The sequence below is a fragment of the Prauserella sp. PE36 genome (assembly GCF_003311655.1).
Lineage (GTDB): Bacteria > Actinomycetota > Actinomycetes > Mycobacteriales > Pseudonocardiaceae > Prauserella_A > Prauserella_A endophytica.
Map to the genome: position 1 here is coordinate 161343 of NZ_QEQT01000032.1, position 14898 is coordinate 176240.

A 14898-nucleotide genomic window follows, 5' to 3' on the forward strand; every position below is an offset into this window, starting at 1 on the left:
ATGGCTGAAGTACTGGTGCTCGTCGACCACGTCGACGGTGAGGTCAAGAAGGTCACCTACGAGCTGCTGACCGCGGCCCGTGCCCTCGGCGAGCCGTCCGCGGTCGTCGTCGGCGCGCCCGGCACGGCCGGCAAGGTGAAGGAGTCGCTGGCGTCCTACGGCGCCGCGAAGGTGTACGTCGCGGAGTCCGACGACGCGAACGGCTACCTCGTGACCCCGAAGGTCGACGCGCTGTCCACGGTTGCGGAGCAGGCTGCGCCCGCCGCCGTGCTCGTGGCCGCGACCTCCGAGGGCAAGGAGATCGCGGGCAGGCTCGCGGTCCGCCTCGGCGGCGGTCTGCTGGTCGACGCGGTCGGTGTCAACTCCGACGGTTCGGTGGACCAGTCCATCTTCGGTGGCGCCTTCTCCGTGAAGGCCAAGGCCGCCAAGGGCACCCCGGTCATCTCGGTGCGTCCCGGTGGTGTCGAGGCCGAGGCGGCCGAGGGCGCCGCGGCGGAGGAGACCGTGTCGCTGCCCGCCGTGGACGCGGCGAAGTCCGCGAAGATCACCGGTGTGGAGCCGGTCGTCGGCGGTGACCGCCCCGAGCTGACGGAGGCGTCGATCGTCGTCTCCGGCGGCCGCGGCGTCGGCTCCGCGGAGAAGTTCGAGGTCGTCGAGAAGCTGGCCGACGCGCTCGGCGCGGCCGTCGGCGCCTCGCGTGCCGCCGTGGACTCCGGCTACTACCCGGCACAGTTCCAGGTCGGGCAGACCGGTAAGACCGTGTCGCCGCAGCTGTACGTCGCGCTCGGCATCTCCGGCGCGATCCAGCACCGCGCCGGCATGCAGACCTCGAAGACGATCGTCGCGGTGAACAAGGACCCCGAGGCGCCGATCTTCGAGATCGCCGACTTCGGCGTGGTGGGCGACCTGTTCAACGTCGCCCCCCAGCTGACCGAAGAGGTCGCCAAGCGCAAGGGCTGACCCCTTTCGCTCAACCGCAGTGAAGGCCACCATGCCTGCGTTCAACGCAGTGATGGTGGCCTTCACTGCGTTCGGGGTGCCGGAGCGCGGCTGAGAAAAGGCTGAGAACTCGCCGTTAACGCACTGTGCAGCCCTCGGTCACGGCCGGAACCCTTCGCGGTTTCCCTCGCGGGGCGACCATTCGGGCATGACGCGGTCGCAGCTACTGGCCAGCACTGACCGGACGGGTGAGGGGACAGCGAAGTACTCGCTGCTCGTCGCCAACGACAACGCCGAGGTACTCGCCGCGCAGCGGCTCCGCTACCGGGTGTTCGCGGAGGAGATGGGGGCCACCCTCGACTCCCTCGAACCCGGCCTCGACGTCGACCACTTCGACGAGTTCTGCGACCACCTCGTGGTCAGGGACGACACCACCGGCGACATCGTCGGCACCTACCGGATGCTGCCGCCGGACCGCGCCACGAGCGCGGGCAAGCTCTACGCCGACACCGAGTTCGACCTCACCAGCCTCGCCGCGCTGCGGCCCTCGCTCGTGGAGACGGGCCGCTCGTGCGTCGACCCCGCCCACCGCAGCGGCGCCGTCGTGAGCCTGGTGTGGGCGGGCATCGCGCGGTACATGCTGCTGTCGGGGCACCGCTACCTCGCCGGGTGCGCCTCGGTGCCGCTCGACGACGGCGGCTCGACGGCCGCCGGCGTGTGGGACCTGGTCCGGAACAGGTACTACGCACCCGAGTCGCACCGGGTCACCCCGCTGCACCCGTGGGAGTGCGACGACGTCGCGCGCCCCGCGCGGCCGGTGCTCCCACCGCTGCTCAAGGGCTACGTCCGGTTGAGCGCGCAGGTGTGCGGCCCACCCGCCCTCGACCCCGCGTTCGGGGTCGCCGACTTCTTCGTGCTGCTGGACCTGCACCGGGTGGACGCGCGGTACCTGAAGTTCTTCCTCGGGGTGGAACTGTGAGCCATGCCTGGATGCCCGCCTCCCCGTGCGGAGACGGCTGCCTGACCTCCGGCGCACCCTCCGTCGGGGTGGTGCGCAGGGCGGGGCGACTGTGCGCCGCGGTGGGCGTGGTGTTCGTGGCGCTGCTCGTCGCGCCGCTGCTCGTGGTGCTGCCCGGCAGGCAGCGCGTGGTGCGGCTCGTCTTCCGCGGCGTCCTCGCCGCGTTCGGCGTGCGGCTCGTGGTGCACGGCGGCCTCGACGGCAGCGGGCGTGGCGCGCTGGTGGTCAACAACCACATCTCGTGGCTCGACATCGTGGGTATCAACGCGGTCCGTCCGATGCGGGCGCTCGCCAAGAAGGAGATCGCTGGCTGGCCGGTGCTCGGTGGCCTGGTCTCCCGCGCGGGCAACATCTTCCTCGACCGCGAGCGACTGTCCACTTTGCCCGCGACGATGGCAGAGCTGGCCGAGGCACTGCGCGGGGGCTCGCTCGTGAGCGTGACTCCGGAGGGCACCACGTGGTGCGGCCGCGCGTCGGGCCGGTTCCGGCCCGCGACGTTCCAGGCCGCCATCGACGGCGGTGTGCCCGTGCGGCCGGTGGCGCTGCGCTACCGGCTCGCCGACGGCAGGGAGACGACGGAGCCCGCGTTCATCGGCCCGGAGTCGCTCATCGCCTCCCTGCGCCGCGTCGCCCGGTTGCGCGGGCTCGTGCTGGAGGTGTTCGTGTGCCCCGAGATCGCGCCCGGGCGCGCCGCCGACCGGCGCGAGTTGGCCGCGCTCGCCGAGGCCGCCGTCCACTCCGCGCTCGGCACCGCCGGTGTGCTGCCGAGGATCCCCGCCCCGCGGCCTGCCACCGCGGGTCAGTCCAAACAGAACTCGTTGCCCTCGGGGTCGGCCATCACGATGTGACCGAAGGCGAGCGGCGGAGCGGGCTCGTGCCGTTCGAGCCGCTTGGCGCCGTGGGTGACGAGCCGCTCGGCCTCCGCCTCCAGCGCGGCCATCCGCTCCTCGCCCTCGAGTCCCGGCGCGGCGCGCACGTCGAGGTGCACGCGGTTCTTGGCCTGCTTGCCCTCCGGCACCCGTTGGAAGAACAGCCTCGGCCGCTCGCCCTCGGGGTCGACGGCCGCCGAGGCGTCATTGCGGCGCTCGGGCGGCACGCCCCACGCCTCGAGCGCCTGGTCCCACGAGTCGAAGCCGGGCGGCGGAGCCTGCACCTGGTAGCCGAGCGCCTCGGCCCAGAACGCGGAGAGCGCGGCCGGGTCGGCGCAGTCGAACGTGAACTGGACATCGCGGGCCATGTCAGCTCGCCTCCTGCCGGATCGCCTGGTGGGTGTGCGCGTAGAGGTCGCGGAGCAGGCACACCTCGGCCAGATGGTGGATGAGCTCTCGGTTGATGTGCAACACCAGTGTCGCGAGGGGATGGTCGGCGTACGGACCCTCCGCGGCGCCGCACGGCCGGTCGAGGCCGGCCTCACCGAGGGACTCGACGCCGGCCAGCCAGGTGGCGTACTCCGTGTCCAGCTGCGCCAGTGCGTCCGCGGCGGTCGGTGCGTAGTCGAACGAGTCGTAGTCCGTCGGCGCGCGACCGAAATGCGAGGCGTTGCGCATCGCAAGCACGCCGACGATCACGTGCCCGAGCCGCCAGGCGATCGTCGTCAGCGGTGGCGGATCGGGCTCCGGGATCGCGAAGTCGATCGTCATCGCGCCGGACCCAGCCTGCACCGGCGCGCTGCCGGTGCCGCGCGGGCGGACATTCCAGCAGCCGGGCCCCGGTTCCCAGAAGTACTCGGCGTCGGTGAGCCCGTCGAGGCGGCCGCGCAGCTGGTGGGTCCAGTGCCAGTCGATCTGTTCTCGCAGCAGGGCGTTCCATGTCATGTCCACAGCCTCTCGCGAATAGCGGACAGTTTCGTTCCGTGATCTGTGGAACGATCGGAGAATGACCGTCGAGGCGACCACCGAACGGGTACTGCGGCTGCTGGCGCTGCTCCAGCGGCGGCCGTCCTGGACGGCCGCCGAGCTCGCCGCCGAACTGCGGGTGACCGACCGCTCGGTGCGCCGCGACGTGGAACGGCTGCGCGCGCTCGGCTACCCCGTGCACGCGACGGCGGGCGTCGGCGGTGGTTACCAGCTCGGCGCGGGCACCCGCCTGCCTCCGCTGCTGCTCGACGACGACGAGGCGATCGCGACGGCGGTGTCACTGCGGCTCGCGTCGGGCGGCACGGTCGCCGGCGCTGGCGAGGCGGCGCTGCGGGCGCTCGCCAAGCTCGACCAGGTGATGCCGCCCCGGCTGCGCGCCGAGGTGCGCGCGGTCCACGGCGCCACCGAGACCCTCGTCGGCCCCGGCGTCGAGATCGACGCGGAAGTGCTGGTGACCCTCGCCAGGGCCTGCCGCGACGCCGTGCGGGTGCGGTTCGGCTACGCGGGCCGCGACGGCGGGCAGACCGAACGCACGGTGGAGCCGGTGCGGATGGTCGCCACCGGCCGCCGCTGGTACCTGATGGCCTGGGATGTCGACCGCGCCGACTGGCGCACCTTCCGCCTCGACCGGATGCGCGAGCTGGTGGCGACGACCTGGCGGTTCCGGCCGAGGGACCATCCGGACCCGGTCGCCTATGTGCAGCGGTCCGTCACCGCGGCGCCGTACCGCTACCTCGCGCGAGTGCGGCTGCGCGCCGACGCCGACGAGGTGCGCCAGCTGGTGCCGCCGCAGGTGGGCCGCGTCGAGGAGGACGGCGACGGCTGGTGCGTGCTCGCCGCGGGCGGGGACGACCTCGACTGGCTCGCGATGCACGTGGCGCGCCTGGGTTTCGAGGCGCAGGTCCTGGACCCGCCGGAGCTGCGCGAGGCCGCCGCGCGGCTGGCCCGCCGCGTCGCGGCGATGGCCGGGCCCGCCTGAGCGGCCCCGGCCCGCCGCGTCAGCTCCTCCCGCCCGGCACCGGCACCTTCGCGGTCCCGCTGACGTGCAGCACGGCGTCCGCCGTGTCGAGCACCGGCTGTTCGAGCGGGAAGTAGCCCTGCTCCGGGGTCTGGTCTGTCCGCGGGCGGGTGCCGGTAACCGCCGTCGCCGGGACCAGCGCCCAGGAGGAGGTGAGGCGCTGCAGGAACGCCTCGTAGGTGTCCGGTCCGGGCTCGGACAGCGCGAGGGCATCGCTGCGGCCGAGGCTGCCCGCGACGAACGTGTATTGCTCGCCCAGCAGCGACGCCACGATGGCGCCCGCGCTGAACCACTGGAGCGGCATCGGGCCCAGCATCAGGTGGCTCGGGTTGCGCTGCAGGTGCAGGTTGTGGGCGAAGACCAGCGTCCGGCCCCTCGGCGCCTCGATCTCGCGGATGTCGAGAAGGTTCCTGGCCATCTGCGCGTCGCGGATCACGGCCAGGCGGGTCCACCGCGTGGTGTCGTCCACCCGCTCCGCCGCCTGCCGGTGGTAGCACAGCAGCCCGAGTGCGGAACCGAGGTGGATCCTGGCCCGGTGCCACTCCGCGGGCGACGTCGCCGCGATCAGCTCCGGGGCGCGGGCGTGGAGCGTGGTGAGCAGGTCGTCGGCGAGCACCCGCAGCCGGTCCGCCTCGGCCGTGGCGCCGACCGACACGGCCGGATCCAGCACCGCCTCCGTGCGGCTCCACCGCTCGTCGTCACCGGTGAGACTCGCCAGGTCGAGGTCGAGCGCGAGGTAGTCGCGGACGTGTTCCAGGTAGGTCCGAGGGCTGGGCGCGCTCATCATCTCCGTGGACATGTCGAAGCCGTGGAAGGCCAGGCGCTCGTGCTCGGGGCGGTTCTCGTTGTACTCCCGCATCCAGGCGACCAGCCGCCGGTTGGTCTCCAGTTCCCCGAACCTGTGCGAGAAGCCGTCCCGCATCGCCTGTTCGAGGGTTCCCACTCCATTGTGGACGAAGTCGTGCACGGCGAGCGCGGCCACGCGGTCGGTTTCCAGTGCGATGGAGGAGAAGCCGTGGTCGGTGAGCCGGGCGAACAGTTCGTTGCGGATCCGCCCGAAGGCGGGCTCCAGGTGGGTCGGCTCCCCGAAGGCGAGCAGGCCGGTCGACGCGGTCACGAAGTCGCGAATGTCCTGAGTCATGTCCATGAATCGTATCGTTGAAAGAACGGTTGAGACTCTCCTCGGATTGACCAGCGAGCAGGGCGTTAAAGTCTCAAACCGATGGGCAGATCGCGGCCGGCCGACCTCGCGCGCGAGCACGGCCTCTCGACGCAGGCGGTGCGCAACTACGAGCGCTCCGGGTTCCTCCCGCCCGCCGAGCGCACGCCCAGCGGGTACCGGATCTACACCGAGGTGCACGCGGCGGCGTTGCGCGCCTTCCTCGCGCTCGTGCCCGCCTACGGGCACGCGGCCGCGGGCCGGATCATGAACGCCTTCGTGGAGGGAAACGCCGAGGCCGCGCTGGTACTGATCGACCAGGGGCACGACCAGCTGCTGCGCGACCGGGACACCCTCCGCGCGGTGCGTGCGGCCGTCGCTCACCTGACGGCGGAGTCCGGCCCCACTCCGGGCCGATCGGGTCACCCCGGCACGCTGACGATCGGCGAGCTGGCCCGCAGGCTCCGGGTCACCCCGGCGACGCTGCGCAACTGGGAGGAGGCCGGAATCCTCTGCCCCGCAAGGGATCCGCTCACCCGCTACCGCGTCTTCACCGCCGCCGACGTCCGCGACGCCGAGCTCGCCCACCTGCTCCGGCGCGGCGGTTACCCGCTGGAGCACATCGCGGAGGTGGTCCGCCAGATCCGATCGGCGGGCGGCACCGAAGCGCTCTCCGCTGCGCTGGTGAGCTGGCAGCGAAGGCTGACCGCACAGGGCCTCGCCATGCTCGACGCCGCCGCCCGGCTCAGCGACTACCGGCGCCTCACGATGCAGTGAAGGCCACCATGCCTGCGCTCAACGCAGTGAAGGCCACCATGCCTGCGTGGAATCAAGCACAGCGGCGCGGAGCGCCTCCGGTTGGGTGGTGGTGGGAGACGGGTGGGCGCAGTGATGGTGGCCTTCGCTGCGTTGTGGCCGGTCTTCGCGGAGGGCGAGCCGATGCAGTGAAGGCCACCTTGCCTGCGTTCAACGCAGTGATGGTGGCCTTCACTGCATCGGGCTCCCGCGCAGCCCACCGCGGAAGGGCCGTGCGTCTCAGGGCGAGCAGGCCAGCTTGCGGATCACGTCCACGAGCATCGTGGTGAGCGTCTCGAAGGCGGCCACGCCGTCGGTGCCGCGCGCCTTGACCTGCTCGGTGTCCACGAGCTCCGGCCGCTCCGCGAGCACGAGCGAGGCCGCGGAACAGCCGGTCCCCGGCCTGCCGTCGAGGTCGACGTGGGCGATCCGCCGCCCGTACCGGCTCTCCACCGTGTGCACGGCGCGGCGCAGTGCCGCGCGGTGAGCGGAGCCGGGGTGGCTGTTGACCACCACGACACGGGGCAGATCCTGCCGGGCGAGGGCCGTGCAGACGTCGACGACGAGACCATGCAGCGTCTCCGCGCCGATCGGCACGGTGCCCGGCTCCGGGAACCCGGTGACGCCGTAGGACAGCATCGGCAAGATCAGCGCACGGACCCGCTCGTCACCGGCGAGGCGGGCCGCCGCCCGCTCGCACACGCCTTTCGCGATCAGCGAGCCGGTGCCCAGCGGAGCATACGGGCCCGGTGGCTCGACCGCCCCGACCGGCAGCAGCAGCACCGGTACCCGTCCGCTCTCTCGTAACGCTTCCACCTGCGGAGACGAGAGCTCGGCGAAGTACACGGCCTTAAGCTACTCAGCATGAGCGAGGGCGACCAGCACGCGGCGCTGACCTACACGTCCTACCTCGCGCTCGACGAGGTGCTCGGCGCGCAGCGCCCGCGTTCGGCGGAACACGACGAGCTGTTGTTCATCGTGATCCACCAGGTTTACGAGCTGTGGTTCAAACAACTGCTGCACGAGCTGGCGTTTCTGCAGCGGCGGCTGGAGGACGGCGACACCCCGCACGCGGTGCGCACGTTGCGGCGGATCCTCACGATCCTCAAGGTGGTGGTGGCTCAGATCGACGTGCTGGAGACCATGACCCCGAGCCAGTTCGCGAGCTTCCGCGCGCGGCTCGACGCGGCGAGCGGCTTCCAGTCCGGCCAGTTCCGCGAGCTGGAGGCGGTGCTCGGCAGGCGCGAGGCCGCCGTGGCCGAGCACTATCCGGAGGGCAGCGAGGCCCGCGAGCGCATCGCGGCTGCGATGGCGCGGCCCTCGCTGTTCGACTCCTTCCTCACCTACCTGCGCGCGCACGGCTACGACGCGCCCGCGCGCCCCGACGTCACGGTGTCCGTCGAGCCCTCGCGGGAGGTCCAGGCCACCCTGCTGCGCGTGTACCGCGACGACTCGGGCCCCGCGTCGGTGTGCGAGCACCTGGTGGACCTCGACGAGGGCGTGCAGGAATGGCGGTACCGCCACGTGAAGATGGTGGAGCGGACCATCGGCGACAAGCCGGGGACGGGCGGCTCCTCGGGCGCGGCGTACCTGCGGACCACGTTGTCCGCCCCGGTGTTCCCGGACCTGTGGGCCGTGCGGAGCGAGCTCTAGGCGGCTGCGGCGAGCCGGTCGAGCAGCGGCCACAGCGCGGCCGGGTCCTCGACGTGGGCGTTGTGCCCGAGCCCCCGCAGGACGACCGGATCCGCCGTGACGTCCCGGAGGTGCTCGGCGGGACACATCGGGTCGTGCTCGCCGGCGGCAAGCACGACCTCCGCCCGGCTCGCGGCGAGCAGCCCGGCCGGGTCTGGTCCGCCGACCGCGAACGCCCGCTGGTCGACCGTGACCCGCCAGCCGTCCTCGGCCTCGGTGACGCCCGCACCGACGGCGGGGGAGTCCTCACCGACGAGCCCGTCGAGACCCGCGCCGCGCAGCCAGCGCTGTGCCGCCTCGGCGCGCGTGCCGAACACGCGGGCAGGGCGCGCGGCGACCTCGGCGGCCTTGGCCAGCTCACCCGGCGACCAGCGCAGCTTGATGCCCAGCCCGCAGGCCGCCGCGACGGGCACGCGGAACCACCCGGACGCGAGCGTCAACGCGATGACCCCGCCGAGCGAGTGGCCGAGCACCACCACGCGCCGCCCGCCCGTCACGGCCTCGGCGACCTCTGCCGCCAGCGAGCCGAACGAGTACGTGCGCAGCGGCGGTGCCTCGCCGTGGCCGGGCAGATCGGGTGCGAGCCAGTCCCCGGGCCAGCGCCCGGGGAGTTGCTCCTCGAGGCCCCGCCAGACGTGGCGGTTGGCGCCGAGACCGTGCAACAGCAGGAGAAGCGGGCCTTCGTCGGTCATCCTGCCGATCCTGCCGCAACCGGTGGCTTTTCGGCGGCGGCGAGCATAGGTTGAGCCACAGCGGTGATCAGCGGGAGACGACCTCTCCGGCCGTGAGCCGCCAGCAACCGACAACACCGCCGGCCGCGTCCACAAGCCGTGAGCCGGGGCTGACAAGGGAGTCACCACCGTGACCGAAGGTGTATTCGGCCGCGAAAGCGGCCATGAGCAGGTCGTCTTCTGCCACGATGCCCGCACCGGGCTCAAGGCCGTCATCGCGGTTCACTCCACCGCGCTCGGGCCCGCGCTCGGCGGGACCCGGTTCCACGCCTACGCCTCCGAGAGCGACGCACTCGACGACGTGCTCGCCCTGTCGAGGGGCATGACCTACAAGAACGCGCTCGCCGGGCTCGACCTCGGCGGCGGCAAGGCCGTGATCATCGGCGACCCCGAGGCCGTCAAGTCCGAGGCGCTCCTGCGCGCGTACGGCCGCTTCGTGCAGTCGCTCGGCGGGCGGTACATCACCGCCTGCGACGTGGGCACCTACACGCGCGACATGGACGTCATCGCGCGCGAGACGCGCTTCGTCACCGGACGCTCCCGCGACGACGGTGGAGCGGGTGACTCCTCGGTGCTCACCGCCTATGGCGTCTACCAGGGCATGCGGGCCTCGGCCGAGCACGTGTGGGGCAGCCCCGACCTGCGCGGGAAACGGGTCGGGGTCGAGGGCGTCGGCAAGGTCGGGCACCTGCTCGTCGGCCACCTGGTCGAGGCGGGCTGCGACGTCGTGGTCACCGACGTCGACGACCGCGCGATCGAGCGCGTCGTGGCGGCACACCGAAGCGTGGAGGTCGTCCCCGACGCAGGTGCGCTGCTGGGCGCCGACCTCGACGTCTTCGCGCCCTGCGCGCTGGGCGGGGTGCTCGACGACGACACGGTCGCCGTGCTGCGGGCGAAGGTGGTGTGCGGAGCGGCCAACAACCAGCTCGCGCATCCCGGCGTCGAGAAGCTGCTGGACGAGCGCGGGATCCTGTTCGCGCCCGACTACCTCGTCAACGCGGGCGGCGTGATCCAGGTCAGCGACGAGCTGCACGGGTTCGACTTCGAGCGGGCCAGGCGCAAGGCGACCGCGCTCTACGACACGGCGAAGTCCGTGTTCGCGCTCGCGGCGGCCGAAGGGGTGCCGCCGGTGACCGCCGCCGACCGCCTCGCCGAGCGCCGCATCGCCGAGATCTCCCGCCTGAAGAGCATCCTCACGCTCTGACGCAACCGGCCCCCAAGGCCACCTTTTGTCGCGTTCAACGCGCCCGCCCGTCTCCCGCCACCACCCAGACGGAGACGCTGCGCGTCGCTGTGACGACAAAGTGGCCTTGGGGGCCGAGGGTCTGCTGCGAAAGGGTCAGCCGCTCTTGCGACGGAAGGTGCGCTTGTGCGCGGCGGGGCCGTGGGTGTGGTTGACCTTGGAGTTCAGGTCCTCGTGGGCGGCTCCCGCCTTCGCCTTGGCCTGCTTGCGTTCCAGCGCCTCGCGGAACCGGCGCTTGACGTCGTCCTCCGGGGCGCTGTTGTCCTTCGACGGTGCTGATTCGGTCATGGAACCTCCCGGGTACGACGTTGCCGTGCACCCTCAGCCTGGCAGGCCGCCGCGTGCACGGCCACCGGATTTTCCGCGCCGTGGTGGCTCAGTGACCGTTCTTGCGCCCGCAGACGATCGTGTTCTGCGGGTTGTACTTGACCGTCCTGGACTCCTCGCTCACCACCGCGCCCGTCGAGACGTCGCGCAGGATCCGCGTGTCGGTGACCGTGAAGCCCGGCGACCCGCTGCTCGGGTGGCAGTTCTCGGCCGGGCCCTCCTTCACCTGCGGCTGCACGAAGTTGGTCCGCTCGCCGGTCACCGACTCGACGTCGTAACGCTTCGTGCCCCACAGCCGCACCGTGATGCTCGACTCGGTCCAGATCGTCTGTATGGCGACGCCGGTCGGCGCGTCGTTGGTGAACGCAAGGTCGATGACGCTGGAGCCGTCCGGGTTCTGGAACACCGTGGCCTCGCGGCCCTCGGGGTAGCGGCTGATGTAGTAGCTGTGCTCCTGGTGCCCCGCGTCCTTCATACCGGCGAAGTAGTAGGCGTTGTACAGCGTGGTCGCGAACTGCGAGATGCCGCCGCCGACGGCCTCACCGGGCGCCCCGTCCTCGATGATGCCAGCGGGAACGTAGCCCTCCGCGGCTGTGCGCGGCCCGGTGTGGGTGTTGAGGCTGAAGGTCTCACCCGGCTTGACGATCGCGCCGTTGACCTCCTCGGCCACCCTGCGGATGTTCATGCCCGAGTCGGGCTTGAAGCCACCGGTGGTGAACTCGCCGATGACCTCCTTGATGCCGAGCTGGTTTGCGGCCTCGGTGGTGACCTTGGCCGGCTGCTTCTCGTAGTTCGCGGTCAGCTCACGGCCGTCGCGCTTCTTGAGGGTCTCCAGCAGCGGCTGCAGCGTGGTGTCCCACTTGATCTTGTTGCCGTCCTCGGAGGGCACCACCGTCGGCGCGCCGCCGTCGAAGACGATCTCGGCGTCCTTGCTCTCCTTCTCGGTGTGGGCGAGCTCGGGCCCGACGCCCTCGATGATCTTCTTCTGGTCGATCTTCGGCACGAGCCTGCCGTTCTCGGCGGCGAAGGAGAGCCCTGCGGCGATCTCCTCGGGCTCGAGCGTGCCGTCGGCTCCCTCACCGTGCACGATCACCGGGCCGGACACGGCGGGCTCGGCGATGTCCTTCAGCGCCGCCTGCACGGCCTCGGCGGTGATCGTCACCGGGGTGCTGTGCACCGGGAGGTTGAGCGGCTTGCCGGATGCCCACTGCGCGAGGATCCTCGCCTGCGCGGCCTCGACCTCGAGCTCCTGGCCGTTCTTCGGCTCGACGGCCTTGGCCACGGCTCCCTCGAAGACGACGTTGCCCTCCACCGGCGCCTGGTTGATCCGCTGCTTGAGCCCGGCCATGGCGTTCTCGAGCTGGTTGGGCTCGGCCTCGGTGACCACGCCGACCTCGCGGTCGCTGAAGAACGACGCGATGCGCGTGAAGGGGTTCAGCGGCTGGTCGCCGGCCTGGTCGAGCGTCGAGGGCCAGTTGAGGCGCAGACCGGCGTCCTTCGGCTGGAAGGAGTCCTGCACCTCGCCCGCCGTGTACTTCACCGGCTGGGTCAGCCGCGGTTCGAGCTCGGCGCGCAGCTTCTCCTCGGCCTGCGAGTGGCTGAGCCCGCCGACCTCGACCCCGGCGACGACCACGCCGCGCGGGACGTCACCGCTGGTCACCAGCAGGTCGGCGAAGTAGGCGACCGCGAGCACACCGAACACGGCGCCCGCGATGAGCGCGGGCTTGCGGAACCGCCTGGCCTTGCCGTTCTCCCCGCCGTCGCCGTCCGCGGCCGGCGGCTCGCCACCGTGCGGAGGGGGTGGCACCGACACCTGCTGGGTGGGAAGGTCGCCGTTGTCGTGCGCGGCGATTTGCTGCGTGACCTCGTTGCTGGTCGCGATGTGCTGTGTGACCTCGTTGGTCGTCGCGATGTGCTGCGTGACCTCGCCGGCGCCGTGCCCGCCACGGGCAGGTCCGGGATGTGCGGGCACGACCGGCAGCACATCGGTCTGCTCGGCGTGCGACTCGGGCCACTGGCGATCCTGTGGCAAGACAACCCCTCCACGTCCGGCGATGACGGGCCAGGACTCGCGTCAAGATAGTTGGCGCTCACCGCGGGCCCGCACTCGGCCCCCCGCCGGTTCGTGACCGCGAATCCGCAGGTGATCAACAACTTTTGGGCCGTTCGGGTGACGGTTGACGCCTGGCTCTGCCGAGGTACCGATTCGGTCTCGATCGCTTCGCGCCATCCGGGGTACCCCGGGTGGACGAGCGAGAGGAGCATCGATGCGGATCACCGCCGAACACGTCCGTTCCCTGCTGGACTCGGGGCTGCCCGAAGCGGCGCTCGCGCTGCAGGAGGGCGAGGTCCTGCTGCTGTCGGCCGCCGACCTGGATTCCCCGCGCTACGCTGGGGCGCTGGTCGTGGCCTCCGCCGCCGGCCTGCGCGGGCAGCTGGGGGACCGGACGCCGTCGGAGCGGGAGCTCGAGGAGCTGGCGGCCGGGCTGGAGGCCGGGGTGACCAACCTGGGCGGCTGAGGCGAGAGGAGGGCTCGCGGCATGCGCTTGCTGATCATCGCCGACACGCACGTCCCGAAGCGAGCGAAGGCCCTGCCCGGCGAGGTCTGGGCCGAGGTCGGCAAGGCCGACGTGGTGGTGCACGCCGGTGACTGGATGACCGTCGACCTGCTCGACGAGCTGGAGTCCCGGTCCCGGCGCCTCATTGGCGTGTACGGCAACAACGACGGCGCCGCGCTGCGAGCGCGGCTGCCCGAGGTCGCTCGGGCCGAGCTGGAGGGCCTGCGCCTGGCCGTGGTGCACGAGACGGGCTCGGCGAAGGGCCGCGAGCAGCGGTGCGCGCGTGACTTCCCCGGCACGGACGTGCTCGTGTTCGGGCACAGCCACATCCCGTGGGACACCGTCGCGGACACCGGACTGCGCCTGCTCAACCCCGGCTCGCCCACCGACCGCCGCAGGCAGCCGCACTGCACGTACCTGACGGCGACGGTCGCGGACGGCGAGCTGTCCGACGTCGAACTGCACGCGCTGCCACCGAGGTGAGGATGGATCCGGTCAAGGTTCTCCGGCAGATCGCGCTCCACCTGGAACGGGCGGGCGAGCCCAGCTACCGCGTGCGGGCGTTCCGCAAGGCCGCCGCCGTGGTGGACGAGCTGCCCGAGGGGGAGCTGGCCGAGCGGATCCGAGGCGGCACGCTGACGGCACTGCCCGGCATCGGCAAGACCACGGCCAAGGTGATCGTGGACGCCGTGGAGGGCCGCGAGCCGGCCTATCTGACCGACCTCGAGTCCCGGGGCGCGCCCGGCATCCCCGACGGCGGGGCGCTGCACGCGGCGCTGCGCGGGGACTGCCACACCCATTCCGACTGGTCCGACGGCGGCAGCCCCATCGCGGAGATGGCCGAGGCGGCACGTGCGCTCGGCCACGAGTACCTCGTGCTCACGGACCATTCGCCGCGGCTGACCGTCGCCAACGGGCTCAGCGCGGAGCGGCTGCGCAGGCAGCTGGACGCGGTGCGGGAGGTCAACGCCGAGCTGGCGCCCTTTCGCGTCCTCACCGGTATCGAGGTCGACATCCACGCCGACGGCACGCTCGACCAGGACCCGGAGCTGCTGGAGGAGCTCGACGTGGTGGTGGCGAGCGTCCACTCGCTGCTGCGCCAGCCCGCCGCGGAGATGACCCCGCGCATGCTCAAGGCCATCGAGAACCCGCGCGTGAACGTGCTGGGGCACTGCACTGGGAGGCTGGTCACCGGCCGGGGCAGGCCGGAGTCGCAGTTCGACGCCGAGGCCGTGTTCACCGCGTGCCGGGAGCACGACGTCGCCGTGGAGATCAACTCGCGGCCCGAGCGGCTCGACCCGCCGAGGCGGCTGCTGCGGCTGGCCAAGGAGATCGGCTGCCGGTTCTCGATCGACAGCGACGCGCACGCGCCCGGACAGCTCAGCTGGCTGCCGTTCGGCTGCGTGCGGGCCACCGAATGCGGCGTCACCGAGGACGATGTGATCAACACGATGACCGCCGACGACCTCGTCGCCTGGGCCGCCCGCCGGTGACCACCATCCGCCGAGCCGCAGTGAAGGCCACCTTCACTGCGTTCAACGCAGGCATGGTGGCCTTCACTG

17 protein-coding genes are annotated in these 14898 nt (G+C 71.9%); 10 read left to right on the forward strand and 7 right to left on the reverse strand.

The window, feature by feature from the left end:
• The 3 genes from DI005_RS03175 to DI005_RS03185 all read left to right on the forward strand — a co-directional run bounded on the left by DI005_RS03175 (position 1) and on the right by DI005_RS03185 (position 2805).
• Positions 1–960 (forward strand): electron transfer flavoprotein subunit alpha/FixB family protein, encoded by a 960-nt coding sequence (locus tag DI005_RS03175; RefSeq protein ID WP_113641207.1) that lies wholly within the window; start codon positions 1–3, stop codon positions 958–960.
• A gap of 187 nt (positions 961–1147) precedes the next feature.
• Positions 1148–1918 (forward strand): GNAT family N-acetyltransferase, encoded by a 771-nt coding sequence (locus DI005_RS03180; RefSeq protein WP_112272765.1) that lies wholly within the window; start codon positions 1148–1150, stop codon positions 1916–1918.
• A complete protein-coding gene (locus DI005_RS03185) occupies positions 1915–2805 on the forward strand; it encodes a 1-acyl-sn-glycerol-3-phosphate acyltransferase (RefSeq protein ID WP_113641208.1) in 891 nt (296 codons plus the stop codon). Before DI005_RS03180 ends, DI005_RS03185 begins: the two co-directional genes overlap by 4 nt.
• Here the strand turns inward: DI005_RS03185 and DI005_RS03190 are convergent.
• Both DI005_RS03190 and DI005_RS03195 read right to left on the reverse strand, forming a co-directional pair.
• Entirely contained in the window at positions 2757–3194 is a 438-nt protein-coding gene (locus DI005_RS03190; RefSeq protein WP_113641209.1) for a VOC family protein, read from the reverse strand. The genes DI005_RS03185 and DI005_RS03190 overlap by 49 nt on opposite strands.
• 1 nt (position 3195) lies before the next feature.
• Positions 3196–3771, reverse strand: a complete 576-nt coding sequence (locus DI005_RS03195) for a DinB family protein (RefSeq protein WP_112272758.1) — start codon at positions 3769–3771, stop codon at positions 3196–3198.
• Positions 3772–3832: 61 nt separating this feature from the next.
• On the opposite strand from DI005_RS03195, the gene DI005_RS03200 reads away from it, so the two are divergent.
• Positions 3833–4792 (forward strand): YafY family protein, encoded by a 960-nt coding sequence (locus DI005_RS03200; protein ID WP_113641210.1) that lies wholly within the window; start codon positions 3833–3835, stop codon positions 4790–4792.
• Positions 4793–4811: 19 nt separating this feature from the next.
• Here the strand turns inward: DI005_RS03200 and DI005_RS03205 are convergent, their stop codons facing one another.
• Complete coding sequence (locus tag DI005_RS03205) at positions 4812–5972, reverse strand: erythromycin esterase family protein (protein ID WP_113641231.1); 1161 nt, start codon at positions 5970–5972, stop codon at positions 4812–4814.
• A gap of 81 nt (positions 5973–6053) precedes the next feature.
• Between DI005_RS03205 and DI005_RS03210 the strand changes: the two genes are divergently transcribed.
• Positions 6054–6767 (forward strand): TioE family transcriptional regulator, encoded by a 714-nt coding sequence (locus DI005_RS03210; RefSeq protein ID WP_112272754.1) that lies wholly within the window; start codon positions 6054–6056, stop codon positions 6765–6767.
• A 258-nt stretch (positions 6768–7025) separates the two neighbouring features.
• On the opposite strand, the gene DI005_RS03215 is transcribed toward DI005_RS03210, so the two are convergent.
• On the reverse strand, positions 7026–7631 hold the full coding sequence (locus DI005_RS03215; RefSeq protein WP_112272752.1) for a creatininase family protein: 606 nt from the start codon (positions 7629–7631) through the stop codon (positions 7026–7028).
• An 18-nt stretch (positions 7632–7649) separates the two neighbouring features.
• On the opposite strand from DI005_RS03215, the gene DI005_RS03220 reads away from it, so the two are divergent.
• Positions 7650–8438: a tryptophan 2,3-dioxygenase gene (locus tag DI005_RS03220; RefSeq protein ID WP_112272750.1), complete on the forward strand. Its 789-nt coding sequence runs from the start codon at positions 7650–7652 to the stop codon at positions 8436–8438.
• On the opposite strand, the gene DI005_RS03225 is transcribed toward DI005_RS03220, so the two are convergent.
• Entirely contained in the window at positions 8435–9169 is a 735-nt protein-coding gene (locus DI005_RS03225; protein WP_112272748.1) for an alpha/beta fold hydrolase, read from the reverse strand. The genes DI005_RS03220 and DI005_RS03225 overlap by 4 nt on opposite strands.
• Positions 9170–9338: 169 nt before the next feature.
• On the opposite strand from DI005_RS03225, the gene DI005_RS03230 reads away from it, so the two are divergent.
• On the forward strand, positions 9339–10412 hold the full coding sequence (locus tag DI005_RS03230; protein WP_113641211.1) for a Glu/Leu/Phe/Val dehydrogenase dimerization domain-containing protein: 1074 nt from the start codon (positions 9339–9341) through the stop codon (positions 10410–10412).
• Between the two features lie 135 nt (positions 10413–10547).
• On the opposite strand, the gene DI005_RS03235 is transcribed toward DI005_RS03230, so the two are convergent.
• Both DI005_RS03235 and DI005_RS03240 read right to left on the reverse strand, forming a co-directional pair.
• Complete coding sequence (locus DI005_RS03235; protein ID WP_112272737.1) at positions 10548–10739, reverse strand: DUF5302 domain-containing protein; 192 nt, start codon at positions 10737–10739, stop codon at positions 10548–10550.
• A gap of 88 nt (positions 10740–10827) precedes the next feature.
• Positions 10828–12810 (reverse strand): VanW family protein, encoded by a 1983-nt coding sequence (locus DI005_RS03240; protein WP_113641212.1) that lies wholly within the window; start codon positions 12808–12810, stop codon positions 10828–10830.
• 235 nt (positions 12811–13045) lie between these two features.
• Between DI005_RS03240 and DI005_RS03245 the strand changes: the two genes are divergently transcribed.
• The 3 genes from DI005_RS03245 to DI005_RS03255 are packed head-to-tail and all read left to right on the forward strand — an operon-like array spanning position 13046 to position 14829.
• The gene (locus DI005_RS03245) at positions 13046–13297 is read left to right on the forward strand and encodes a hypothetical protein (protein WP_113641213.1); all 252 of its coding nucleotides are present in this window, start codon (positions 13046–13048) and stop codon (positions 13295–13297) included.
• Positions 13298–13318: 21 nt separating this feature from the next.
• A complete protein-coding gene (locus DI005_RS03250; protein ID WP_113641214.1) occupies positions 13319–13819 on the forward strand; it encodes a metallophosphoesterase in 501 nt (166 codons plus the stop codon).
• Between the two features lie 2 nt (positions 13820–13821).
• Positions 13822–14829, forward strand: a complete 1008-nt coding sequence (locus DI005_RS03255; RefSeq protein ID WP_113641215.1) for a PHP domain-containing protein — start codon at positions 13822–13824, stop codon at positions 14827–14829.
• Positions 14830–14898: the final 69 nt, after the last annotated feature.